We start from the raw sequence: 24,471 nt of genomic DNA on the forward strand, positions 1-24,471 counted from the left end.
CCTTCGGCACTAATTTGAGCCAAGTCAGGTTAGTGTTCGCGTCGCTCCCTGCGGCGCCATTCACGCGTATGGCACCGTAGGGGCGTCGCCAAGCGCCCGCTCCCCCTCTCCGCCCGCCCAGCACCCACCCCAAACGCCAACAACCCCCGCCTCCTCACATGGTCTCCCATGTGTGTTTGGAGGTGGGGGTTGTGGTGGTGTCAGTACAGAAACTTAGGCGTTCAACGGCCTAGGAGGTGCCTAGTTGATGCGGCCGGTTTCCTTGCGGTACTGGCGGTAGTAGCGGCGGCCATACTTGACGGAGACGATAGCCAGGATGGCTACGACGACGCTGGCGATGGCGCCCACAATCAGGTTGATCTGGTAGTCAGCACCGGCGGTGCCCTGCGGGTACAGCTTGGTGCCGAAGCCCCAGATCAGGATGCCCAGCGCCGGCAGGATCGAGAGAACCAAGCCCATGCCCACCCAGGTGGAGGTGCGCAGCAAAGAAGAGTGCGGTGCACTGTAAGAAACGGGGTCATATCCCTCGATGTAGGAGTCCTGAATCTTACCGGAGAACTCCGGGTAGGTCTCGCTGTGGTGATCAGCAACTGCCGGGTTGAGGTCGCTCATGGCTGAAACTTTCTCTCGTTCCTGTTAATCCTGTGAATGACTATAGCTTAGTCGTCCTTGCCGCGGAAAGCAGCACGTGCACGTTCGCGGGTAACCGCGGAAACCGCGGTCAGCGGCACACCAGCCGGGCAGACGTCGGCGCACTCGCCGTAGAGCGAGCAGTGGCCGAAGTTCTGCTCCAGATCGTCCACCATGTTGCGTGCGCGGCGTCCACGCTCTTCCTTGCCCAGCGGCATGAGGGAGAGGTGAACCAGCTTGGCGCCGGTGAACAGGTGAGCAGCACCGTTCGGGCAGGATGCCACGCAGGCACCGCAGCCGATGCAGGCGGCGTGATCCAGGGCGTACTCGGAGGTCTCGTGGTTGACGTGCAGGGTGTCAGCGTCCGGAGCGGTACCCGCATCCATGGACACGTAGCCGCCCTGCTCCATGACGTGGTCCAGCTTGGCGCGGTCCACGATCATGTCCTTGATGACCGGGTAGGCAGCGGAGCGGAAAGGCTCCAGCTTGATGGTGTCGCCATCCTTGAACTGGAACAGGCGCTGCTGGCAGGCCGGGGTGTTCTGACCCGGGCCATGCGGGCGACCGTTGACCAGGAGGCCACAGGTACCACAGATGCCCTCACGGCAGTCGGAAGCGAATGCGAACGGCTCGGTGCCGGCCTCAATGAGGCCGTCGTTGACGTGGTCGAGCAGCTCCAGAATGGACATCTGCTCGGCGGCGTCGTCAACCTGCACGGTTTCGAACTTGCCTTCTTGCGTCGGTCCGGCTTGACGCCAGATCTCAAGTGTCAGTTTCATTACTTGTAGTTCCTTGTCATCAGCGGGATCGAATCAAAGTACAGCGGCTCAGCGTGGCGGATGAACTCGCCCTCAGCAGCGCCCGGCTCCCATGCGGAAACGAAGCACCAGTTCTCGTCATCGCGCTCGGCCTCGCCGTCCTCGGAGAGGTGGTCCTCGCGGAAGTGAGCACCACAGGACTCGTCGCGGTCAAGGGCGTCAATACACATGAGCTCACCCAGGTCGATGTAGTCAGCAACGCGCAGACCATACTCGAGGACCTGGTTCATGTCGTTAGCGTCACCAGTGATGCGGACGTTAGCCCAGAAGTCCTTGCGCAGTGCGCGGACCTTCTCGATGGCAACCTTGAGGTCCTCGACATTACGGGACACACCACAGCCCCAGTAGAGGATGTCACCCAGCTGGCGGTGGTAGTACGCCGGGCCGTGCGGATCCTCGCCCTGGATGGACATGAGGCGGTCGATGCGAGCCTGTGCGCGAGCAACGGCGTCGTTAGCCTCGGCGGAATCCTCGGCCAGCTTGGCCTCACCCAGGTGGTGAGCCAGGTAGTTCGGGATAGTGAACGGCAGGGTGAACCAGCCATCAACGGAAGCGGACAGCAGGGAGTTAGCACCCAGGCGGTTCGCACCGTGGTAGGTCCAGGAGCACTCACCGGCGGCGAAGAGGCCGTCGATGGCGGTCATCTCGTTGAAGTCCGTCCACAGGCCACCCATGGTGAAGTGGCAGGTCGGAGCGATACGCATCGGGGTCTCGTAGGCGGACTCACCGATGGCCTCTTCGTACATCTCGATGAGGTTGGAGTAACGCTCGCGGATCTTGTCCTTGCCCAGACGCTCGATGGCGTCGCGGAAGTCCAGGTACACGGAGTTGTGCAGCGGACCAACGCCCAGACCCTTGTTGATCTGCTGGGAAATGGCACGGGAAGCCACGTCACGCGGGACGAGGTTACCGAAGGCCGGGTAGCGGCGCTCTAGGAAGTAGTCGCGCTCCTCTTCCGGAATCTCGTTAGCAGGACGGTCATCGCCCTCCTTGATCGGAGACCAGATGCGGCCGTCGTTACGCAGCGACTCAGACATGAGGATGGTCTTGGACTGCCACTCGGAATTGACCGGCAGGCCGGTCGGGTGGAACTGGATGAATGCCGGGGAAGCCAGGTAAGCACCAGCCTCGTACGCACGCATCATGGCGCCAGCGTTGGAGTTCTTAGCCAGCGTGGACATGTGGTAGACGTTGCCGTAACCGCCGGTACCGAGGATGACTGCGTGGCCGGTGAAGGCCTTGAGCTCGCCGGTGATGAGGTTACGGGTCACAATGCCGCCGGCACGCTTGGTGCCGTTGTCGTTGTAGGTGATGACGTCCTGCATATCGTGGTGAGCGAAGAGCTCCACGTTGCCCAGGCCAATCTGGCGGTACAGCGCAGAAGTGGTGGACAGCTGCAGCTGCTGGCCTGTTTGACCACGGGTGTAGTAGGTGCGGGAGACCTGCACGCCACCGAAGGAACGGGTAGCCAGGGTGCCGCCGTACTCGCGAGCGAACGGAGCGCCGATGGCGTTCATGTGGTCGATGACGCGGATGGACTCATAAGCCAGGCGCCAGCAGTCGGACTCGCGGCAGCGGTAGTCGCCGCCCTTGACGGTGTCCTTGGTGTGGCGGTAGGCGGAGTCGTTATCCACCTTCTTGTGGCGGGAAGAGTTCACACCACCCTGCGCAGCAATGGAGTGCGCGCGACGCGGGGAATCGTGGTAGGTGAAGACCTTCACCTTGTATCCCAACTCGCCGAGGGCAGCCGCAGCGGAACCAGCAGCCAGGCCGGTACCGACGACGATGATTTCGAACTTGCGGCGGTTCAGCGGGGAGACCAGCTCCATGTGGTCCTTCTGGTAGCTCCACATGTCCTTCATCGGGACGCCGTGCGGCTCGTGGGACTCCAGGATGCGGCCCGGCTTGACACCCGGGACGATGGACTGCGGGTGCGAGAAGTTCGGGTGCTCGCGCTTGAGTTCAGTATTCGCGTTAGTCATGGGTTCAAAACTCCTTTAGCTGACCCAGCCCAGGGCGACGGACAACGGCATAACGATGTTTGCCAGGCACACGACGGCCGGGACGATGTACGCCAGGATGACAAAGACCTCGCGCCACTTAGCACCGGTAATGCCCAGGTCGGAAGCCGCAAGGCGGATGCCGTGGGTCAGGTGCAGGAAGAGGCAGAGCATGGCAACGATGTAAATGATGGTCACCGGCCAGCGGGAGAAGGTAGCGATCATGTTGGCCTTCACTTCGCCATGAGCGAAAGCCTCCGGAGCGATCGGCTGAACACCCATCGTCAGGTCCAAGATGTGGAAGACGATGAACAGGAGCAGCACGACGCCGGTCACCAGCATGGTCTTCGTTGCGAAGGAATCCATGCCGCCCATCAGGTTGGTGCGCTTGAACTTACCGCGGGATGCCTTGGAGCGAGCGGTCAGCGCAAAGGCGCCGTAAATGTGGGCGATCACGCACGCCAGCAAGACGATGCGGATGATCCACAGAAGGTGCCCGCTCGGAATCAGCGGATCACCCATGCTGCGCAGGAATGCGCCGTAGGCATCGATGGCTTCCTCGCCGTTGTGGGCCGGCAGGTAGAGCTTCAAGTTGCCGGCCATGTGTCCTACAACGAACAGCGCGAAGAACAGACCGGTAATTGCCATCGTCAGTTTCAAAGCCCAGGACGGAATTCCTGGCTTAGGACGAATCGTTTCATTAGTAATGCGGCCGTGAGCAAGGGCTTCACGGTCAGGATTTTTTACAGACATGACACCTCCATTGTCGCCCTTACCTTACGCAGGACTGCGCGCTGACCACTACTTATCCCTTTGCTTTTAACGCCCCCTCCCCCACCTACAGGCCCCTGACAGAAATGAGTTAAGGCAAGGGTTGCCTTAAGTGTCCCCCGACTTATGCCGGTCTACCTTGATCACTTCGCTTTACGCAATATTAACCTTGCGAAAACATTTCGCGGTTGAGACTTTTGTCACAGGGTGTGACTCGAGTGACGACCCTACCCCTTTAGGTGTCAAACTTTCGCTTGGTACACACCCCTCACCGCCCCTTCACGCCCCGCTAACACCCCCACTTCGCAGCGAAGTTAAAATGCTTCACACATTCCTTGCAAAACTATTGTTATGACCGAAAGGCACTAGGTAACCTAGCTCACATGAGCAAGACATACGTAGGTTCGCGCCTGCGCCAGCTGCGCCGCGAACGTGATCTCAGCCAAGCCTCCCTCGCCGCTACGCTGGGGCTTTCCGCTAGTTACGTTAATCAGATTGAACATGACGTACGCCCCCTCACCGTTCCGGTCTTGCTTAGGATTACTGAAGCATTTGGTGTGGATGCCACTTTCTTTTCCCGTGACGATGACTCGCGGCTACTCGCCGAGATTCAAGATGTCGTCCAGGACCAAGAAATCTGCCCCTCCCCCGTGGAATTACAGGAATTGTCCGAACTGGTTTACAACCACCCCACCGTTGCGCGCACGCTCGTCGACATTCACCGCCGCTACCGCAATATCCGCGACAAGCTTTCCCTCGCCACCGATACCCGCCGCTCCGACGGCAACCAGGCGCTGTCCATGCCGCACGATGAGGTTCGGGATTTCTTCTATGCCCGCCAGAATTATCTCGATGAGTTAGATCAGCATGCAGAGGCGATCTCCGCGGAGCTCGACGTCGTCCCCTTCCACATCCGCGACATCGAACAGGCTCTGGACGACAGACTCACCACCCAGCACGGCGTGGAGATCCTCACCACCGATCGCATGGATGGCACGCTGCACCGCTTCGACAAGGACAGCGGGACCCTTCGCCTTGCCAGCCGGCTGAGCGTCGGCCAGCGCGCCTTCCGCATGGCAGCTGAGCTTGGCTTCCTCGAAGCGGGCGCGCTTTTCGACGAGCTCGTGGAGGAAGAACCGTTTACTTCAGAGGCCTCCATCAACTTGGCCAAGCGGGGTATCGCCAATTATTACGCTGCGGCCACGCTCCTCCCGTATGGCCTCATCCATAGCGAAGCCGAACAGTCGGGGTACGACGTGGAATACCTCTGCAATGTCTTCGGAGTGGGCTACGAGACGATTGCCTCCCGCCTCTCCACGCTGCAGCGCCCCAACAAGCGCGGCATCCCCTTTACCTTCGTGCGCGTTGACCGCGCCGGCAACATGTCCAAACGCCAATCCGCCACCGGCGTGCACTTCTCCAACTCCGGCGGCACCTGCCCCCTATGGAATGTGTACGAGTCCTTCTCACACCCCAACACCATTTCCCGCCAGTTGGCGCAGATGCCAGATGGGCGCAATTACCTATGGATCTCACGAACGGTGAGCTACCCACAAGGCCGTTTTGGGGATACGAACAAGCTCTTTTCCATCGGTCTGGGCTGCGAGGCACGCCATGCTAATCGCACCGTGTACGCCCAGGGGCTAGACCTCAATGCCCTTTCCGCCGCCACTCCCATTGGCGCCGGCTGCCGCACCTGCCCGCGCCAGAATTGCTCCCAGCGGGCATTTCCCGCCATTAACGAACAGCTTGTCGTCGACGCCCACCGCTCTGCAGTGGCACCCTATTAACTAAAGCTAGTTAACGGCGTAATCGCGCAGGTTTTAAATCATCCATCTTTACGCCGTTAACGCAGATGAATCTTAAAAGCTGGGGAGCACTCTCCATCGAGCGAAAGCCTCCGAAGAAAGATACTGAAGCAAGAAAGGGGCCTACTTAGTGCGATGAGCTGGAATTATGACCCAAACCCTCGGCGCTATACATTGTCCTACAAGCCCCACCCCATGGTTTTCATTGCCAAATCTGATGGATTTTCCCGACTCGGTTGTTCTATCATGGTCAGCGACCGATAATCACCAACAGAAAGGATTATTGTTATGTCCAGCTTTGGCGAGAACTTCCTTGGCCAGATCCAGAAGCTCGTGCTGACGATCGTCAACGCACCGTTCGCACTGTCTTCCAAGCTCTTCGGCTAAGGCCAGTCGCGCTTCGGCGCTAAAACCAACACTCCCCCTCACCGCCACCGATTCACGTCGATGGGATGAGGGGGAGTGTTCTTGTTTTAGTTCTTAGAGGTTAATCATGTGGCCGCCGATGCCCTCGGCTGCTTCCTTCATAGCCTCAGACAGCGTCGGGTGAGTGTGAACGTTGCGTCCGATCTCCTCTGCAGTGAGATCGAAGCGCTGCGCCAGGGTCAGCTCCGGCAGCAGCTCGGACACGTTCGAGCCCACCATGTGACCACCAATGAGCTCACCAAACTCGCCGTCGGCGATGAGCTTGACGAAGCCCGCGGTCTCATTCAGACCAGCTGCCTTACCGTTAGCGGAGAACGGGAAGGTAGCAACCTTGATGTCGCGGTCAGCGAACTTCTCACGAGCCTGCTCCTCGGTGTAGCCGAAGGAGGCCACCTGCGGGTTGCAGAAGGTGGCGCGCGGCATGTTCATGTAGTCACCCAGCAGCTGGGTCTCAGCGCCGGCGATGACCTCAGCAGCCACAACGCCCTGCGCCTCAGCCACGTGAGCGAGCTGCAGCTTCGCGGTGACGTCACCAATGGCGTAAATGCCCTCAACGTTGGTGCGCATGTAGTCATCAATAGCGATGGCGCCGCGCTCAGTGAGCTCGACACCGGTGTTCTCCAGGCCGTAGCCCTCGGTGCGCGGGGCGAAGCCGATGGAGACCATGCAGCGATCCACGGTCAGCGTATCGGTCTTGGAGCCGTCCTTGGACTCGACCTCAACGGTGACATTGTCACCGTTATCCGTGATGGCGGTGGTCTTGTAACCAGTCAGGAGCTTCACACCAAGCTTCTTGTATTCCTTGGCGATAGCCTTGGATACATCCTTGTCCTCGTTCGGAAGGACGCGGTCCATGAACTCCACGATGGTCACGTCTACGCCATAGTTGGCCAGAACGTACGCAAACTCCATACCGATGGCGCCTGCGCCAACGATGACCATGGAATCCGGGGCCTCATCGCTGAGGATCTGCTCCTCGAAGGACACGATGTTGCCGCCGATTTCCACGCCCGGAAGGGAACGGACGACGGAGCCGGTGGCGATAATGCAGTTGTCAAAGGTAACGGTCTTACCCTTGTCATCGCCCTCGGTAATCTCGATGGTCTTGGCGTCCTTGAAGGAGCCGAGGCCATTGATCTCCGTAATCCTGTTCTTCTTCATCAGGTAGTGCACGCCCTTGACGATGCCCTCCGAGACCTTGCGGGAGCGCTTGTGCGCAACACCGAAGTCGAAGGAAACATCGCCGGAAATACCAAAGGCCTTCGCCTCATGGTTGAAGGTGTGTGCAACTTCAGCGTTCTTAAGAAGAGCCTTGGACGGGATGCAGCCCACGTTGAGGCAAACACCGCCCCAGTACTGCTTCTCAATAACGGCAACCTTCTTGCCCAGCTGGGCAGCGCGGATGGCGGACACGTAGCCGCCGGGGCCCGCGCCGAGTACTACAACGTCAAAATGTTCATTAGTCACGCCCTATAGGATACGTAACTTTGTGCCCGCTGTCCCACCACCCCCATGCTGTGCTCTCGTATCAGTCCATAACATTCCTGATACGCAAGCCACAGTGCACTGATGCGTAGAGGGCACACAACGCACAAAATAACCCCCAACCACCCGAGGGGGCGATTAGGGGGAGAGAAACGTGGGGCCGCACGCCCCGCAGCTGTTTAGTAAAGACCCCAATCCAGGGCGATCTTGGAGGAAGTAGAGGAGCCGGAGTGAGCGAACTGGCCCAGCACCTGGTTGATGGAAACGAGGATGGTGTCAAAGAGGTTCATTCTTCTTCTTTCTGTTGGTCTTCAAGCAGCCTTCACGGCCTCGTGCGATGTCACTATGCGGCACTGCCACCTTCTGCCTTGCAGGACGGCCGCCGCAGTAACGGTCTCCGCATCTGGTTCGACTAACGAATGGGCCGGCCGTTGCGTTACATAGCCCACGTTAACGCACGGAAAGATTATGACACGGTTTCCACTTCAATACCACCATTAACTTTAATATCTTGGTATGTTTAAACACGTTACCCTTATCTTGGGGTGCTGAAATTCCCATCTACCAGCACTATTGCCCATCTCATGGGTGGCGTGTCCGGAGCATCTTTTACACTTGCCCCTACATTTCCGCTCATCACTTAGAAAGCGAGATTCTATGAAGATTGCGCGCTCTCTCACGACGCTTGCGGCAGCCACTGCCCTAGCACTTGGCGCCGTAGCATCCCCTACCGCGGGCGCATCCGAGGTCACCCCGGAACAAATCCGCGGTGATGCCACACCGTCCACCATTTCCGAGCTCGACATCTACGGGGAGATTGAAAAGTACCTGCCCAAGGACTCCGCCGGAAACCCGTCGCCCTCCCGCCAAGAATATGAAGACGCCATTGGTAAGAACGTCACTTTTAAGGACGTTGACGTCAATGAGATCCCGGACAGCAAGCAGTGGATGGGCTACGTCCTGAAATACCCGGACTACCGTCAGAGCGTCAAGGCCCTCAATGCCACCGCACCAGCGATGGACCGCACCGTCCCTCTTGCAGTAATTACCCCAGACGGCACCTTTGATTCTTCCCGCCCCACCCTTTATCTACTCAACGGTGCTGGCGGTGCCGAGCAGGGCATGGACTGGCTGATAGCCACCACGCGCGAAGACTTGGATCCCAACAAGGAGGGCACCCAAGAACTCGATGACTACTACGGTGACCGAAACGTCAACGTCGTCATCCCGCAGGCAGGCGCATTCTCCTACTACACCGACTGGGTTACCAGCCCGGACCGCAGCTACCTCAAGGGCCCGCAGAAGTGGGAGACCTTCCTCACCAAGGAGCTACCGGGACCGCTGGAGAAGCACATCAACGCCAACGGCAAGCGCGGCATCGCAGGCATGTCCATGTCTGCTACCTCATCGCTCGTCTTGGCCCAGCACAACCCCAACTTCTATGACGCTATCGGGTCCTTCTCTGGCTGTGCGGCCACCTCGACTCCACTGCCGAACTTCTACACGCAGCTGACCGTGAATCGTGGCGGTGGAAGCACCGAGCAGATGTGGGGACCGATGGGCGGTGACTACAACCGCTACAACGATGGACTCATCAACGCCACAAAGAACAACATGGGTAATTCCCAGGTCTACGTCTCCGCTAACTCGGGGTTTGCCGGAATGAACGATTTGGGTTCGTCCAGGATTGAAAAGCAAGGCCTGGCCGGAGCCTTGAAGTCCTCCTCCACCCTGGTGGTGGAAGGCGGCGTCATCGAGGCAGCGATGAATGCGTGCACCCACGACCTGCAGGCAAAACTGCAGCGCGAAGGTGTCAAAGCGGATTTCAACCTGCGCAATACCGGTACCCACTCCTGGCCGGGCTGGTTCGATGACATCAACTCCTCCTGGCCCACCTTCGCTCGTGCCTTTGGTCTGCCGGTGGAGCCGGTCTCCACGCGGGCGCCGGAAAGCGCGGTGAACACGGACGCTAACGCCAAAGCTGAGGATGCCGATAAGCAGAATATGGAAGAGGCCGAGAACGATCCCAAGACCCCGGCCGACTCCCGGCCAGTAGCCCCTGAGGCCATCGAACAGTAAGCTCAACTCGCCATATTGATTGTTAAATAAGGAACGTAATGAAGCGTCTTAGCTCTCTCCTCGCCGCCGGCGCGCTCTGCGCTGCCGCGCTTATCAGCCCCGTTGCGGGTGCGGCCACCATCACCCCGCAGCAGGTTGCGGGTGACACGCCGCTGTCCACCATCTCGGACTTGAACGTCACCCCGGAGGTGCAGAGCCAGAAGTGGTACGAGCACTTCAAAGATGACGCCCGCGTTCTCAAGCTGGAGGCTACATCTCCGGCCATGAATGGCCGCGCGATTCCGCTGGCTGTTATCCCTGCTAAGAACCCGGACCGCCCGACCTTGTACCTGCTCAACGGCGCCGGTTCCGCGGAGCAGGACTCCGATTGGCTGTACATGTCCGATGCCGTGGACTTCTACGCGGACAAGGACGTCAACGTTGTCGTTCCACAGGCAGGCGCCTTCTCCTACTACACCGACTGGCTGGAGGAGCCCAACGGCAAGTACCTCAAGGGCCCACAGAAGTGGGAAACCTTCCTGACCAAGGAGCTGCCTGGCCCGCTGGAGTCACGCCTGAACGCAAGCAACAAGCGCGCCATTGCCGGCATGTCCATGTCCGCAACGTCTTCCCTGCTGCTGGCGCAGCACAACCAGGGTTTCTATGACGCAGTTGGTTCCTTCGCCGGCTGCGCCGCAACCGCCTACCCCACGGAGTACCAGTTCCTGCGCGTCACCGTGAACCGCGGCGGCGGAGAACCGGAACAGATGTGGGGCCCGATGGGCTCTGAATACAACCGCTACAACGATGCCCTGATGAACTCCGAGAAACTGCGCGGCACCAAGCTGTACATTTCCTCCGCATCGGGCCTCGCGGGTGAGCAGGATACCCCGTCCTACTACATGAACAAGGGCTACAGCCCGCTGGCCGCCTACGCGGGTTCGGCACAGCTGCAGGTTGAGGGCGGCATCATCGAGGCCGCGGTCAACCACTGCACCCACATGCTCAAGGCCAAGCTGGATAAGCAGAACATTCCAGCCACCTACAACTTCCGCAACGTGGGCACGCACTCCTGGCCGGGCTGGCGCGAGGACCTGGTGAAGTCCTGGCCCACCTTTGAGGAAGCTTTCAACTCCTAAAAAGTGAGCGGAGCGTGTCGCCCCACGGTCTGGCGCGGCGTGCTCGCTCCCCTGGCTTCGGATAACCCAGACAGGGCGGTAGGATAGCGGCATTATGAAGCTGCTTTCTACCGCCCTTTCGCATATCTCCGCCGCTCGCGACCGCGCTGCACTTACTCGGGATAGCTACACGAGGGTGGATTTCAACCTCGGCTTCGAGGTCACCCACTATGACTTGGACCTGACCTACCGCGTGGAACCCAACATGCTGCAGGGCGAAGCCATCCTCCACATTCGCGCGCTGGAGGACTTTGACAAACTCACGCTTGACCTCGGCGGCGCCATGGTGGCTCGCCGCATCACGGCGAAACACGCACCCCGCGTGGCCAAGTTTCGCCTGTCCGCCGGCAAACTGCGGCTGACCTTTGCCGACACCATCGTGGAGAACCAAGAGTTTGAGCTGCACATTCGCTATGGCGGCTCGCCGCGGCCACTGCGCACTCCGTGGGGTGAAATCGGCTGGGAGGAAACAGATTCCGGCTCCCTGGTGGCCAGCCAACCCAACGGTGCACCCAGCTGGTTCCCCTGCGATGACACCCCGTCGGAAAAGGCCACCTACGATATTCGCATCACCGCTGACGATCCTTTCGTGGTGATTTCCAACGGCAAGCTGGTCTCCCGCCGCAGCGCAGGCGGTTCCATGACGCGCTGGCACTACCGCGTCAAGCACCCTATGGCCACGTACCTCGCCACGGTGCAGATCGGCGAATACTCAGAGATTGACCTGGGCCGAGACGTCCGCGCTTGGGCGCCGGCTCGCCTGAAGCAGGTAGTCCTCGAAGAGTTCGCCCAACAGCAGGAAATGCTGGACTTCTATTCCTCGCTCTTCGGCCACTACCCTTTCCCCGACTACCAAGTGGTCATCACCGATGATGAGCTGGAGATCCCGCTGGAGGCCCAAGGCCTGTCCATTTTCGGATCCAACCACGTCAAGGGCGACCACCTCTTTGAGCGACTCATCGCCCACGAGCTGTCCCACCAGTGGTTCGGCAACTCCGTGGGCCTTAGTGAGTGGAAGGATATCTGGCTCAACGAAGGTTTTGCCTGCTACTGCGAGTGGCTGTGGTTCGAGCACGCGCATGGCCGTCCGGTGCATGAATCGGCGCGTTCGCACTATCAAGTGCTCGCACGCAAGAAGCAGGACATCGTGCTCGGTGATCCGGGCACGCGCGACATGTTCGATGACCGCGTCTACAAGCGCGGCGCGCTGACTGTTCACGCACTTCGCCGCCTCGTGGGCGATGAGGTCTTCTTCCGCACGGTCCGGGATTACCTCACCGCATCCCAGCACTCCGTGGTCACCCCGGAGGATCTCATCAGCCGTGTGAAGAAGGAAGCGGCAGATCCTGCTGCGGTCGATGCTTTGTTGGACGAGTGGCTCAACCACACCGCGCTGCCCAAGTTCCCGGTCTAGACTTGTTCACCATGCGCAGGATGCTTGTTACCGGCGGTGCCGGCTTTATTGGTGCAAACTTCGTGAGGCTCGTAGCCCAGCAACGGCCCGACGTAGACATCACCGTCTTGGACAAGCTCACCTACGCGGGCAACCGCGCCAACCTTGACGGCGTGGACGCCACCCTGGTGGTGGGGGACGTGGCGGATGAGGGGGTCGTCGACAAGCTCGTGGCCCAGACGGATGCCGTGGTGCACTTCGCCGCGGAATCCCACAATGATAATTCGCTGCGGGCTCCTTCGCCCTTCCTCCACACCAACGTCATGGGAACCTTCGTGCTGTTGGAGGCCTGCCGCCGCCACGATGTGCGCTTCCATCACGTTTCCACCGATGAGGTTTTTGGTGACTTGGAGATTGGCGCCGATACCTACTTCACGGAGGAGACTCCCTATAACCCCTCTTCGCCCTATTCGGCCACGAAGGCCGGTTCGGATCACCTGGTGCGCGCGTGGGTGCGCAGTTTTGGGCTGCGGGCAACCATTTCGAATTGCTCCAATAATTACGGACCTTACCAGCACATTGAGAAGTTCATTCCGCGGCAAATCACCAACCTGCTTCTGGGCCAGCCCGCCAAGCTTTATGGCACGGGCGAGCAGGTGCGGGATTGGATTCACGTGGATGATCACAACGAGGCGGTGCTTGCCATCCTGGACCGCGGGCGCATCGGTGAGACCTATAACATCGGTGCCGACCAGGAGGATACGAATAACCGCCAGGTCATCGAGATGATCTGTGAGCTGATGGGTGCTACTGACGACGGCCGCGCGAACTACATCCACGTGGCGGACCGCCCGGGCCATGATCAGCGCTACGCCATGGATGCCAGCAAACTGCGCCGCGAGCTGGGCTGGAGCCCGCGCTACACGGATCTGCGCGAGGGCTTGGCTGCCACCATTGAGTGGTACCGCGCCCACGAGGACTGGTGGCGCCCAGGCAAGGAAGAAGTCGAAGCCAACTACGCGAAGCAAGGACAGTAAATTTCCATGAAGGTGCAGTCAACGGCCATTGAGGGCCTGCTCATTGTGGAGCTCGACGTCCACGGGGATAACCGCGGCTGGTTCAAGGAGAACTGGCAGCGTGAGAAGATGGTGGCGGCAGGTTTGCCGGACTTCCAACCGGTGCAGAATAATGTCTCCTTCAATGCGGAGAAGGGGGTTACGCGCGGGCTGCACGCGGAGCCCTGGGACAAGCTCGTCTCCGTGGCTTCCGGCCGGGCCTTCGGTGCGTGGTGCGATCTGCGCGAGGGCTCTGCCACCTTCGGGCAGCTGGTGACCCACGAGCTGCGCGAAGACGTGGCGGTCTTCGTGCCGCGCGGCGTGGCCAACGGTTTCCAGGCGCTGGAGGCCTGCGCCTACTCCTACCTGGTCAATGACCACTGGTCCCCGGATGCGGACTACACCTGCGTCAACCTCAACATGGTGGACTGGCCGCTGGAGCCGACGGAGATCTCCGACAAAGACAAGGCACACCCCGCGCTTGCCGACGTCTCCCCCATGCCCCCGCGCCGCATCCTGGTCACCGGCGCCAACGGGCAGCTGGGCCGCGCTTTAAAGAAATTCCTGCCCACCGCTGGTCTGGGCGCGGTGGAGTTCTGTGGGCACGAGGATTTCGATATCACCAACCCGCCTGCCCGCCCGTGGAAGCAGTATTCCGCCATCATCAACTGCGCGGCTTATAACGATGTCAACGGTGCGGAGGACGATCGCGCCGCGGCCTGGACGGTCAACGCTTCCGCCCCGGCGAAGCTCGCGCGCATTGCGGCGGAGAATAACCTGACCTTGGTGCACGTCTCCAGTGATTACATCTTCGATGGCTCTAACGAGGTCCACTCCGAGGATGAAATGCCTTCCCCGCTGTCGGCCTATGGGGCATCGAAAGCCGCGGGCGATACCGCCGCGCAAACCGCGCCGCGCCACTATGTCATCCGTACCTCCTGGGTCTTCGGCGATGGAGCCAACTTCATGGCCACGATGCGCTCGCTGGCGGCTAAGGGGTTCAAGCCCTCCGTCATCCATGATCAGCGCGGGCGCCCCACTTTCGCCGAGGACCTGGCCGAGGGCATCATCCACTTGCTCAAGACCGAAGCCGAGTACGGCGTGTACAACATCTCCAATTCCGGTGATGCGGTGGGACGCGATGAAATCGCCATGGCCGTCTTCACCGGCGTGGGCCAAGATCCCGCCAGTGTCACGCCGGTCAGCACCGAGCAGTACCGCGAGATCGCCGGGCCCGAAGCTCCCCGCCCGCAGGAGTCCACCTTCGACCTGTCCAAGATTGAAGCCACCGGCTTTAAGCCGATGAATTGGCGGGCCGCTTTGGCGCTTTACCTGGGCTTTTACCCGGCATAACACTTAACATAACACTTAGCTTCCCAGGTGTTATGTTGAGTGGGAAGTTGAGTGTTATGTTCGCCAGCCCGCGCCGCCGCAGCCCGGCGCGGGACCCCTCCGTTAAGCTTGAAGCCCATGAAGGGCATCATTCTCGCAGGCGGTTCTGGGACCCGCCTCTACCCCATCACCAAGGGCATCTCGAAGCAGCTCATGCCCATCTATGACAAGCCGATGGTCTACTACCCTCTGACCACCCTGATCCAGGCCGGCATACGCGAGATCCTCATCATCACCACCCCAGAAGACCAGGCCGCCTTCCAACGCCTGCTTGGCGACGGCTCCCAACTAGGCCTCATGCTGCACTACGCGGTCCAACCCCGGCCCGAAGGTTTGGCCCAGGCCTTCCTCATTGCGGAGGACTTCATCGCCGAGGATGACGTGGCCCTCGTTTTGGGTGACAACATCTTTGACGGCCACGGCTTCTCCACGGCGCTGAATGAGTGCAGCCACCCGGGCGGCGGCATCATCTTTGCCTACGAGGTCTCCGATCCGCAGCGCTATGGTGTTGTCGAGTTTGATGAGTCTGGCCAAGCCCTGTCCATCGAGGAAAAGCCCGCCGCGCCCAAATCCAACCACGCCGTGGTGGGCTTGTATTTCTATGACAATTCCGTGGTGGAGATTGCCAAGTCCATTACGCCCAGCGCACGCGGGGAGTTAGAAATCACCACCGTCAACGAGGAATACCTGCGCCGCGGGCAGCTGCGCGTCAAACGCTTGCAGCGCGGTGATGTCTGGCTGGACACCGGCACGGTGGACTCCATGAGTGAGGCCTCGGCCTACGTGGAGGTGATGCAAAAACGCACCGGCACCGTCATCGGCTCACCGGAGGTTGCCGCCTTCGAGGAGGGCTTCATCGATGCCGCCGCACTCACCGAGCTGGCCGAGCCCCTCCTGAAGTCCGGCTATGGCCGCTATCTCCTGGCCGCTGCCCAAGAGAGCTGAGACCGAGGTGCATTTCGATCAAATAAGGACCGAAAATCGCCCACGGGATCTGGGACCTAATTTGATCGATCCGTACTTGCCAAAGCGTCCCCACGCAGCATCAGAGGCCACCATCACCCAAACGGGCCTAGACGCGTTAAGGTAATCGCATGCCTACTTCATCCTCCCGCCCCACCAGCAATCCCAAGAAATCAGCGCTATCCACCATCAGCCCCGTGGCGTGGGGCCTGTTGGTGCTCGTTGTAGTTCTGGCTATCATCATCGGCTTCCTGCTGGCAGAGCGCAATTCTTCCGGCGATGCCGGGACTCAAGCGGCGCAGGAGACTTCGACGAGCGCGGCGCCCACCGAAGATTTGGCGAAGGATGCTGACAAGGCCACGCCCGGCACGAAATTCTCCGACGGGAAGGGGGACCCGATGGTATTCGGCCCCGGCGGTGACACCAAGAGCGGCGATATCACGGTGGTTCACCGCAAGAAGGAGGATGATCCTTTCGCCGTGGGCGCAGTGGATGCCCCCGTGGTGATTTCGGAGTTCTCTGATTTCGAGTGCCCGTTCTGCTCCCGCCACGCCAACGTCACTGAGCCAGACCTCCTCAAGAAGTACGTGGAGAAGGGCCTGGTGCGCATCGAGTGGAATGACTTCCCCGTTAACGGTCCTGCCGCCGTCGATGCTGCCAAGGCCGGGCGCGCGGCGGCGGCACAGGGCAAGTTCCAGGAGTTCAAGCACGAGCTCTACACCGCTAGCAAGGACATCAATGGCCACCCAGAATTCGGCATCGAGGACTTCATGAAGTTCGCCGAGAAGGCCGGCGTTGCGGACTTGGATAAGTTCCGCCAGCAGGCCACGGATGATACCTACACCGAGGTCATCGAGAAGGCCACCAGCTACGCCTCCCAGATTGGTATTACGGGCACCCCGGCCTTCGTGGTGGGGGATCAGTTCATTGGTGGCGCGCAGCCACCGGAAGTCTTTGAGCAGACCATCCGGGAACAGCTAGGCAAGGCGGCCAATGGATAAGCCGCCGCTCATCGTGTGGATCTTCATCGCGCTCGTCGTTCTGACCGCGTTCTTAGGCGGCTATGCAGTGGGGGTGAGCGTATGAGTATCGGAGTTTTTGGCGCCGTCATCGCCGGCGTGTTGACTTTGATCAGCCCCTGCTCAGCGCTGTTGGTGCCAGCCTTCTTTGCCTATGCCTTTGAGTCGCAGCGCCAGCTGCTGCTGAAAACCCTGGTCTTTTTCTTAGGCCTGTGCACCACGCTCGTTCCCATCGGCATGGGTCTGGCTGCAATCCTCGCACAATACCGCGGCCAGGTCATCACGGTGGCGGGCTGGATCATCATCGCGCTGGGGATCTTTACCGCCTTGGGCGGCGGTTTCCGCATCCCCGGTATGGATGCCCTGTCCGGTAAAGCACGGGGCAAGGTGTTTCTGCTCGGCGCGGTGTATGGCTTCGCGGGCTTTTGCGCGGGCCCACTCTTAGGTGCTGTGCTCACCACTGCAGCCGCATCAGGCAGCGCACTCTACGGCGGGATCATCATGGTGGCGTATGCCGCGGGCATGGCCGCACCGCTCTTTGTTCTGGCGGCGCTGTGGGAGCGCCTCAATGTGGGCTCGTGGTCCTGGCTGCGCGGGCGCGAGGTGGTCCTCGGCCCCGTGCGCACGAACACCTTGTCCATTGTGTCGGGCGCGTTCTTCGTGCTCATCGGCGCGCTATTCATTGCCAGCTATGGCACCGCGACCTTGCCCGCGGTCTTGAGTACGGATGCGCAGTTCGCGGTGCAAGAAAAAGCCCGCGCTGTGAGCGCGGGCGTCGCTGACGCGTGGGTATGGTTCGGGCTCTCACTTGCCGCCACGGTGGTGGCAGGCATCAAGGCTGCCCGCACCCCGGCCTAGTAGCCGCGTGCGATGTATTCGTCGATACGCGCAGCCTCAGCACCAATGGTGGTCTCGTCGCCGTGCCCCGGCAGGACGCGGGTCTCCGGCGGAAGGTTCAGCACTCGGTTGCGCAGGGACTCGATGATGACGTCGAAGTCGGAGTACTTGCGGCCGGTGGCACCGGGCCCGCCATTGAAAAGGGTATCTCCCGACAGAAGCGTGGCTTCGTCCGCGATGTAGAGCACCACGCACCCTGGCGAGTGACCAGGCGTGTGGAAGACCACGAAGTCACTATCGCCCACGGTGAATAGCTGGTTATCCTCCAGCGGAACGAAGGTCGCACCCTCGTGCGTTTCCTCCCACAGCGGGCGGTCATCCGGGTGGAGGTACACGGACACGCCGAAGTGCTCAGCCACCTGGGGCGCGAGCTCGCAGTGGTCGTTGTGCGCGTGGGTGAGGATAACGCCCTTAACGGTGCGCTTTCCTACCTCGTCGATGACGCGCTCGGCGTCGTGGGAAGGATCGACGATGTAGCACTCGGCGTCGCTTGACGCGCCGCCTGCGGCCAGGATGTAGACGTTATTGTCCACGTCCCACTCACCGCCATCCAGGCGGAACTTTCCTGAGGTTACAAACTGTTCGATAATCATTTACAGCTCCACTACGGATCGAAGTACCTTGCCAGCCTTCATGGTAGCGAAGGCCTCCTCCACGTCGTCGAGGCCAATGCGCTCGGACACGAAGTCCTGCAGCGGGAAGCGGCCCTGCAGGGAGAGGTCAACGTACATGGGGAAGTCGCGCTCCGGCAGGCAGTCGCCATACCAGGAGGACTTGAGGGAACCGCCGCGGCCGAAGAAGTCGATGGCTGGGACGTCGAAGCGGCTGGTGAGGTTCGGGACGCCCACCATGACCATGCGGCCGGCCAGGTCGCGGGAGTAGAAGGCCTGGCGGGTGGTGGCTGGGATGCCCACGGCATCGATAGCCACGTCGGTACCGAAACCATCGGTGAGCTCACGGACTGCCTCGATGACCTCGTCCTCGGACTTGTCCTTCGCCGCGATGGTGTGGGTCGCACCGAACTTCTTGGCCAGCTCCAGCTTGTCTGGATCCAGGTCCACGGCGATGACCTTGGAGGCACCCGCCAGCACTGCGCCGGCAATGGCCGCCATGCCCACACCACCGCAGCCAAAGACCGCGACGGACTCGCCGCGCTTGACGTCACCGGTGTTGACCGCAGCACCCAAGCCTGCCATCACGCCACAGCCCAACAGGCCCGCGGCGGCCGGGTCTGCCTCCGGATTGACCTTGGTGCACTGGCCTTCATGAACCAGGGTCTTCTCCGCGAAGGAGCCGATGCCGAGCGCCGGGGTGAGCTCAGTGCCGGCATCCTTATCCCCGTCCGCGAGCGTCATCTTCGCGGAGGCATTGTGGGTGTTGAAGCAGTACTTCGGCTCACCTTTCTTACAAGCGCGGCACTCGCCGCACACTGCACGCCAGTTCAGGACCACGAAGTCACCGACCTCGACGTGGGTAACAGCATCGCCCACGCGCTCCACGACGCCCGCCGCCTCGTGCCCAAGCAAGAACGGGAAGGCATCCTCGATATCGCCATCGCGGTAAGCCAGGTCGGTGTGGCACACGCCGCAGGCCTGAATCTTGACCACGACGTCGTGCTCGCCCGGAGCGGGTACAACAATGTTCACGGTCTCGACGGGCTCGCCCTTCGCGCGCGCAATCACGCCGCGGACAACCTCCGAGCCTTGCTGGGAGTTATTTTCATTTAGGTTTTCATTAACAGTCATGTCCGCGAGGGTACGCGAAAGGCCCGGGCAACGTTGCCCAGGCCTTAAAGTCATAAGAACGCGTTTCTAGAAGCTTGCGAGGTGGTTGGCCACAAACTCGTGACCGCGAGCATTAATATGCAGCGGTAGGTTGCCCGGGCCGGCAGAGAAGTCCACCAGACCCGCCCACAGCCGCTTATCGGCATCGGCACACATACCGCGATCCCAGGTCATCGGCTTCATATCCACAAATTCGGTGCCGGTCGCGTGCGCTAGGTCCACCTGCATCCACTGCGTGACGTTTTCATAACGCTGCACCATCGGCAGGGCCGTAGCATCGGCTGGCTTCGGGCCAAAGTGGAGGAGGCAGTAGCGGTCACCGGAGCCGATGGTCGGATAACCCACGATCTGAATGCGGGCATTGGGGGCCGCTGCACGAATCTTGTTGATAATCGGCGCATTTGCGCCAACAAAGCGGGCGCGCATGTCGGCGTCGGAAAGCTGGGCATTGTTATACGTGTCGTTAAAGCCGCCCGCATAGAGTACGCGCTGGGTGTCCGGGCTGAGCGCACCGCGGCGGATGGCATCATCAACCTGCGCGTTCATCTGCGGACCCTGGGACATCGAGACCGCACCGGAGCAGGAGAAATCCGCCACCGGCATGCCCAGCTTGGACGCGACGCGCTTGGCGTAGTTATTGCCAGAGGGGCAGTCGAGGCTCGGATTGCGGTTCGAGGAGCCGAGGCGCGAGGAGAGGTAAACATCCAGCTGCGGATCCGCCAAAACGGAATCGCCAAAGGCGACGAGGTTTCGCTCGCCGGCGGCGGCCTGCGGAGCCTGGGACAGGCCTACTGCCACGAGGAGGGAGGCGCAGAGGGCAGTGATGCGCTGAGTAAACTTCACGTGACTGATGTCCTTTCAAGAAAAGGGTATGTTCTTAACCGAAACCATATTAAACTAAGCTAGCAGTTAATCTTGTGTAACAATAGCAACAACTGTAACAATTTGTCGTTTTAAAAACAGGCGCGTTAGCCGCCTCCCCCGTAACCTTCTACCTCTTCCCTACGATGAGAACTCTATGAAGCTTTCTGATCTCACCTTCCATGCCGCCGCTCTCGCGCGTTTTGTCCCCGCCCTCTTTCGCGCCGGCCTTATTAGCCCCGCTGGCGGCCCACGGGCAGTACTCTCCACCGCGCCGGTTCTCGCCCGCTACCGCTTCACCACCGCCCGCGAGGTGGAGCAGGCATACCTGACCTGCCCAGAACGCCTAGCGCTTATCGACGACGACGGGGCCCTCACCTACCGCCAGCTGCGCGAACAATCCCAGACCTTCGCGCGCTGGTTGCTCTCCCTGGGCCTCGACGAGATCCGTCTCGGCGTCATGGCTCGCAATGGGCGGGGCATTATCACCCCGCTGGCCGCCAAAGGTTATGCCGGAGCGCACATCTTCCTACTCAACGTTGGCTCCTCCCCTGAGCAGCTCGCCGGATGCATTGAGGAAAACCGCATCAACGTGCTCGTTATCGACGATGAATTCGTTGACCGCCTTGCCCCCGCAGACAGCGCTAGCCCCAGCCCCGTTGCTGGACTGCAGGTCGTGATTGGTCATGATTCCGGCGAGGAGATCCCGGCTGAGCTGGCCGAGGCCCCGACGCTGCACCAAATCGTGGTGAACCCGCGGGACGTCGAGAAGCAGAAGCTTCCCACCTGGCCCAAGCACGGACATATCGTGCTCATGTCCTCCGGAACCACCGGCATCCCCAAGGGAATCATGCGCCCAGAGCCCACGCTGCCCGTGGTGGTTGCCTCCATCGTGGATGCGGTGCCGTGGCGTGGGGACCAGAAGGTGCAAATGACCGCCTCCATCTTCCACACGTGGGGCTGGGCCTGCCTCAACATCGCGCTGGGCCTGCGCAACACCATTGTCACCCGCCGCGTCTTTGACCCGGCGGCCGCGCTCGATGACATCCAGCGCTACCAACTTGATGGCCTGCTCTCCTCCCCCGTTTTCTTCCGCCAGATGGTGCAGGCCGACCCAGATTCGGCCTATGACACCTCAAGCCTGAAGTTCATTGCTTCTGCAGGACATGCGCTGACCCCGGAGATTGTCAAAGAAACCCACGAGCGCTTCGGCCCGATTCTCTGCAACGTCTATGGTTCCACGGAGCTGGCGCTGGCATCGACGGCCACCATGGAAGAGGTGGCTAAGGACCCAACCATCGGCGGCAAGATTGCCTCTGGCACGAAGCTGCGCATCCTCGATGAGGATGGCAAAGAAGTCCCGCGCGGCGAGGTCGGCGAAATCTATCTGACCAACTCCACCGCGCTCATTGGCTATACCAACCCGAAGATTCCGCTCAACAAGGTTGATGGCCTCATCTCCATCGGTGACTTGGGCTATATCGACCCCGAGGGCTACCTGCACGTGGTGGGCCGCGCCGATGACATGATCATCGTCGGCGGCGAGAACGTGCACCCGCAGTCGGTGACGGAGGTGCTTGAAACCATGCCGGGCATCGCGGAAGTGCATGCCGGCGGCGTGGAGGATGAAACCACCTTCCAGCGCATCGCCGTGTGGGCCGTGACCACGCGCGATGCCTTGGGCAACACCGTGACTGCCGACGCCATCCGCACCTGGGTCCGCGAGAACCTCGCCGACCACTCCGTGCCGCGCGACGTCCACTTCCTGGACAAGCTGCCGCGCAACGCCACGGGCAAGGTGGTGCCGCGCCTGCTGAGCAATACCGACTAGCCGGCGTCTTCACTCCAGATTTCCCGGCTGAAATAGGGCCCTCCGAGCCACAACTGCCCGAGTTGCCAAAACCTTCGCTCCTCACCGCAGGGAGCAACGTTGTTTTTGGCAACTCGGGCAGTGTCAGATGCGAGTTTTTGGTACCGGTGTTCTGGGGACTCGGTACTGCCGTGTTCCGGGTAGTTGGTACCGGGCCGAGGGGTGCGTCGGCCCGGACGGGCTACAATTTCAGGGTGGAATCACAGCTAGTCGCCTACATCGATGAGTCCTCCGCCCTTAGACCCCCAGACCGGCAGGAGTACATGGTGTGTGCAACCATCATCGACACTCAAGACTTGGAAAAAATACGCGAGGAGCTGCGTCCACTACGACTTCCTGGCCAGGTCAAACTTCACTGGACCGACGAACGTAATAGCCGACGCCGAAAAATCGTGGACACCCTTTCTGAGATCGACTCCATGCAAGCGATCATCACCCACCAGAGTGAAGTGAGCAAGAAAACGGAGAGGCACCGCAGGAAATGCTTGGAGCAGATGTACTTCGAGCTCTCCGAGATGCACGTCCACAACGTCACTTTGGAAAGCCGGCAAGAAGCACAAAACAGGCGAGACGTCGCCCATATAGTTGCCCTGCAGGGCCAGGGACAAAGTGCTGGCATCCGACTGCGACACGTACGCGGTGGCGATGATCCCCTGCTCTGGATTCCAGATGCCGTTCTGGGAGCACTGAACTCCGTCCATCTAGGGGAAGAGCAGTACTGGGAGAAGCTGCACGAGAAAGTGGTCCTCAACCGTCCCACCCCGGATTCCCTCTAGAGGCAGGCGAAGACCCTGAGTCCAGTCGTCCGGCTGGGGTCCCAGGGTCTTCTTCCGATCCTGTCGTAACAGGTGGCAATAACTCTAGGGTAGCACCATTTGGCATCATTTGGCACCGATAGGCCCCGTCCGTTTCCTTAGCTGGATCGGCGGCCTCATCCTGGTTTCCTGACCAAATCCACATCGACCAAGCCGAACGCAGCGGGCTAAATATCACTCTGCTCAATACCCCTAGACGTTGACACCGACATGCCCCGCCGAGATACAGCAGGTCATAGGACAAAGACCTCTTACTCCGGCCATCACTGAATCGATCATCAAACCACCCGGCGGGAGCTGACGGAAAATCTCTGAAATCAAACCCTCATCAGAGATGACTTTCTTTGCACGGGATACTTCCCGTCGTGAACACCCCAATGCGTGTGTGATCTGCGCCTAGCTAGCACCATCAAGGCACATCGCAATGATCTGCTTGAAGTTGGCCACAAGGACCAGCTCCTTCCAAGTAGAAGTTGACGCAACACCAGCGGATTGTGGTGTCGCCAACATCAACTATGAAAGAAAACCCCTTGCAGTACCGGATACACGGAACACCGGTACCAACTACGCGGACTCGCGGTACCAACTACCCCAAATCGACAGGCAGTTTTTATGTCTGGGCTGAGCAGAATCAGGTTAGCTGCTGCGCTTGTTGCCCTAGGGTCCGTTTCAGTTGCAGTACCGTCTGCTTCGGCAGCCACTGTCACAGCTCAATGCCAGGTCATCAAAATTGGACTAGGGGGAGATATAGTCGGTCACGTATATGGCCATGCGTCAACATTGAATGACGCCAAGAAGGATGCCAATAAATACGTTCCCAGCGGGCCTTACAAGCGCCATTGCAGAGGGGTCGGCCAACATCCTTCTGGATACTTTCCGGGAGGGAAAGGAGGATTTAGAGGGGGCAGCTTTTAATCACATCATCGGCGACGACAAGAAAACTTATCGCGGAAGATTCTGCATCAACGATTTTTCGCAATTTCCCTAGCCAATCCTTTCCTTATTTATTACCCGGCGCTCCGCGTAAGTGGAGCGCCTCACTCTATTTATCTGTAGAAACCGGCGAAGAAATAAGCTCCCTTACTCCAACACTACTAGGGAAAACATCAGCCTTTGCATATTCCTCATCCATTAGAAAAAATGACGCTAAAGGCACCTCAGCCTTTGTAAAAAGCTCTTGTTCAGCAGAAACGATTGCTTCGCAAAGGTATAACCGTAAACTGGCTCTTCCGGTTTTGGAGTGCGTAG

Annotated in this window: 20 protein-coding genes; 11 read left to right on the forward strand and 9 right to left on the reverse strand. The window is 60.2% G+C overall.

Annotated features, from left to right (window positions below; genetic code table 11):
- Nucleotides 1–240: 240 nt before the first annotated feature.
- From HMPREF2565_RS01750 to HMPREF2565_RS01765, 4 genes are read right to left on the reverse strand one after another with little or no spacing between them, the layout of a single operon-like run.
- Nucleotides 241–612, reverse strand: a complete 372-nt coding sequence (locus HMPREF2565_RS01750) for a membrane protein (protein ID WP_049157597.1) — start codon at nt 610–612, stop codon at nt 241–243.
- A gap of 47 nt (nt 613–659) precedes the next feature.
- Nucleotides 660–1,409 carry a succinate dehydrogenase/fumarate reductase iron-sulfur subunit gene (locus HMPREF2565_RS01755; protein ID WP_046647843.1) on the reverse strand — a complete coding sequence of 250 codons (750 nt, stop codon included), beginning with the start codon at nt 1,407–1,409 and terminating at the stop codon, nt 660–662.
- Nucleotides 1,409–3,430, reverse strand: coding sequence for a fumarate reductase/succinate dehydrogenase flavoprotein subunit (locus tag HMPREF2565_RS01760; RefSeq protein WP_046647844.1), 2,022 nt, complete (start codon nt 3,428–3,430; stop codon nt 1,409–1,411). Before HMPREF2565_RS01760 ends, HMPREF2565_RS01755 begins: the two co-directional genes overlap by 1 nt.
- A gap of 15 nt (nt 3,431–3,445) precedes the next feature.
- Nucleotides 3,446–4,201 (reverse strand): succinate dehydrogenase cytochrome b subunit, encoded by a 756-nt coding sequence (locus HMPREF2565_RS01765; protein WP_046647845.1) that lies wholly within the window; start codon nt 4,199–4,201, stop codon nt 3,446–3,448.
- A 401-nt stretch (nt 4,202–4,602) separates the two neighbouring features.
- Here HMPREF2565_RS01765 and ramB point away from each other — a divergent pair, with 401 nt between their 5' ends.
- On the forward strand, nt 4,603–6,009 hold the full coding sequence (gene ramB / locus HMPREF2565_RS01770; RefSeq protein WP_046647846.1) for an acetate metabolism transcriptional regulator RamB: 1,407 nt from the start codon (nt 4,603–4,605) through the stop codon (nt 6,007–6,009).
- Nucleotides 6,010–6,507: 498 nt separating this feature from the next.
- Here the strand turns inward: ramB and lpdA are convergent, their stop codons facing one another.
- Entirely contained in the window at nt 6,508–7,920 is a 1,413-nt protein-coding gene (gene lpdA, locus HMPREF2565_RS01775; protein ID WP_049157599.1) for a dihydrolipoyl dehydrogenase, read from the reverse strand.
- Nucleotides 7,921–8,595: 675 nt separating this feature from the next.
- Here lpdA and HMPREF2565_RS01780 point away from each other — a divergent pair.
- The 8 genes from HMPREF2565_RS01780 to HMPREF2565_RS01815 all read left to right on the forward strand — a co-directional run bounded on the left by HMPREF2565_RS01780 (nt 8,596) and on the right by HMPREF2565_RS01815 (nt 17,854).
- Entirely contained in the window at nt 8,596–10,017 is a 1,422-nt protein-coding gene (locus HMPREF2565_RS01780; RefSeq protein WP_049157601.1) for an alpha/beta hydrolase, read from the forward strand.
- A gap of 38 nt (nt 10,018–10,055) precedes the next feature.
- The gene (locus tag HMPREF2565_RS01785) at nt 10,056–11,135 is read left to right on the forward strand and encodes an alpha/beta hydrolase (protein ID WP_049157603.1); all 1,080 of its coding nucleotides are present in this window, start codon (nt 10,056–10,058) and stop codon (nt 11,133–11,135) included.
- Nucleotides 11,136–11,229: 94 nt separating this feature from the next.
- Entirely contained in the window at nt 11,230–12,588 is a 1,359-nt protein-coding gene (locus HMPREF2565_RS01790) for a M1 family metallopeptidase (RefSeq protein WP_049157605.1), read from the forward strand.
- 20 nt (nt 12,589–12,608) lie between these two features.
- Nucleotides 12,609–13,604 carry a dTDP-glucose 4,6-dehydratase gene (gene rfbB / locus HMPREF2565_RS01795; protein ID WP_193394670.1) on the forward strand — a complete coding sequence of 332 codons (996 nt, stop codon included), beginning with the start codon at nt 12,609–12,611 and terminating at the stop codon, nt 13,602–13,604.
- Between the two features lie 6 nt (nt 13,605–13,610).
- The gene (locus HMPREF2565_RS01800) at nt 13,611–14,975 is read left to right on the forward strand and encodes a sugar nucleotide-binding protein (RefSeq protein WP_049157606.1); all 1,365 of its coding nucleotides are present in this window, start codon (nt 13,611–13,613) and stop codon (nt 14,973–14,975) included.
- A 117-nt stretch (nt 14,976–15,092) separates the two neighbouring features.
- Nucleotides 15,093–15,959 carry a glucose-1-phosphate thymidylyltransferase RfbA gene (gene rfbA, locus HMPREF2565_RS01805; RefSeq protein WP_049157609.1) on the forward strand — a complete coding sequence of 289 codons (867 nt, stop codon included), beginning with the start codon at nt 15,093–15,095 and terminating at the stop codon, nt 15,957–15,959.
- 149 nt (nt 15,960–16,108) lie between these two features.
- Nucleotides 16,109–16,978: a DsbA family protein gene (locus tag HMPREF2565_RS01810; RefSeq protein WP_141745874.1), complete on the forward strand. Its 870-nt coding sequence runs from the start codon at nt 16,109–16,111 to the stop codon at nt 16,976–16,978.
- An 81-nt stretch (nt 16,979–17,059) separates the two neighbouring features.
- Entirely contained in the window at nt 17,060–17,854 is a 795-nt protein-coding gene (locus HMPREF2565_RS01815) for a cytochrome c biogenesis CcdA family protein (RefSeq protein ID WP_071406792.1), read from the forward strand.
- Here the strand turns inward: HMPREF2565_RS01815 and HMPREF2565_RS01820 are convergent.
- From HMPREF2565_RS01820 to HMPREF2565_RS01830, 3 genes are all read right to left on the reverse strand, one after another.
- Nucleotides 17,851–18,486: an MBL fold metallo-hydrolase gene (locus HMPREF2565_RS01820; RefSeq protein ID WP_070511279.1), complete on the reverse strand. Its 636-nt coding sequence runs from the start codon at nt 18,484–18,486 to the stop codon at nt 17,851–17,853. The two genes, HMPREF2565_RS01815 and HMPREF2565_RS01820, sit on opposite strands and share 4 nt — an antisense overlap.
- Nucleotides 18,487–19,638 (reverse strand): S-(hydroxymethyl)mycothiol dehydrogenase, encoded by a 1,152-nt coding sequence (locus tag HMPREF2565_RS01825; RefSeq protein WP_071406793.1) that lies wholly within the window; start codon nt 19,636–19,638, stop codon nt 18,487–18,489. It lies immediately after the preceding gene.
- 66 nt (nt 19,639–19,704) lie between these two features.
- Nucleotides 19,705–20,520: a GDSL-type esterase/lipase family protein gene (locus HMPREF2565_RS01830; RefSeq protein ID WP_049157617.1), complete on the reverse strand. Its 816-nt coding sequence runs from the start codon at nt 20,518–20,520 to the stop codon at nt 19,705–19,707.
- A 175-nt stretch (nt 20,521–20,695) separates the two neighbouring features.
- On the opposite strand from HMPREF2565_RS01830, the gene HMPREF2565_RS01835 reads away from it, so the two are divergent.
- On the forward strand, nt 20,696–22,369 hold the full coding sequence (locus tag HMPREF2565_RS01835; RefSeq protein WP_049157619.1) for an acyl-CoA synthetase: 1,674 nt from the start codon (nt 20,696–20,698) through the stop codon (nt 22,367–22,369).
- 233 nt (nt 22,370–22,602) lie between these two features.
- The gene (locus HMPREF2565_RS01840; RefSeq protein ID WP_210384402.1) at nt 22,603–23,184 is read left to right on the forward strand and encodes a hypothetical protein; all 582 of its coding nucleotides are present in this window, start codon (nt 22,603–22,605) and stop codon (nt 23,182–23,184) included.
- 1,081 nt (nt 23,185–24,265) lie between these two features.
- Here the strand turns inward: HMPREF2565_RS01840 and HMPREF2565_RS14015 are convergent.
- A partial coding sequence (locus tag HMPREF2565_RS14015; protein ID WP_210385863.1) for a hypothetical protein occupies nt 24,266–24,471 on the reverse strand: 206 nt, incomplete at its 5' end.

Source organism: Corynebacterium sp. HMSC072A04 (assembly GCF_001809235.1).
GTDB lineage: Bacteria > Actinomycetota > Actinomycetes > Mycobacteriales > Mycobacteriaceae > Corynebacterium > Corynebacterium hiratae.